The following is a 797-nucleotide window of genomic DNA, read 5'->3' as shown; positions in this document are numbered from 1 at the left end:
AAATACGTAATATCTCCTGACCATTGTTGATTCATACCTGTCGCTTTGGCCAAACCTTTACGCTTATTTTCAATCGCTTTATAGAAGAACTTTACTTTCGCTGGTTTACTGTATGTCTTTAAAGACCGAGCCCTTAAACCATGCTCTCGCATCAACCTAGCAACTCGCTTTTCACTGGTAATGACTCCTTCTTTTTTAAGAGCGTGAAAGACGCGGGGGCTGCCATATGTTTGGTGATTAGCATTAAACACTTGTTCTATTTTAATCAGCAAATTTGCATCAGAAACGGCTCGTAAGGACACAAGACGATGACACCAAGCATAGTAACCACTACGTGATACTTTTAGCCAAGAGCATAGGTATTTGACACCTAGTGTTTGTCCGAACTTTTGGATGAATCCAAATCGTTCTGATGTACTTCCGCCAGATACCGTTGCCACTTTTTTAGCAAGTCGTTCTCCTGCTTAAGCCGCTGATTTTCTTTCTTTAGTTTCTGGAGAGCCTTCAGTTCATTTTTAGTGGGTAGCTTACTCATAATTTCATTGTTGCTTGGATAGCGAGGGGCTTTAGAAAACTTACCTTCTTTGTATTCTTTTCGCCAACGACTCAGCATTAACGGGTGAATATCAAGAGCTAGAGCAACATCCTTAGACATGACATCATCTCTTAAGCTTAGCTGGACTGCTTTGATTTTGAATTTTACAGGATAAAACCATGTCTTTCTTGGTTGGGTATATCTAGGCATTTTAGCCTCCTCAAAGTGATGAGGAGGTGTCTACTAAACTGGGGGAAGAGCA

General features: G+C 40.8%; 1 pseudogene. It reads right to left on the bottom strand.

What is annotated here, in order from left to right:
• Nucleotides 1–745 (bottom strand): annotated as a pseudogene (locus K5Q58_RS20595) (IS3 family transposase); the annotation flags it as partial.
• Between the last annotated feature and the right edge of the window lie 52 nt (nt 746–797).

This window comes from Shewanella sp. KT0246 (assembly GCF_019654955.1).
GTDB lineage: Bacteria > Pseudomonadota > Gammaproteobacteria > Enterobacterales > Shewanellaceae > Shewanella > Shewanella goraebulensis.
This window is presented reverse-complemented; position numbering and strand designations above follow the sequence as displayed.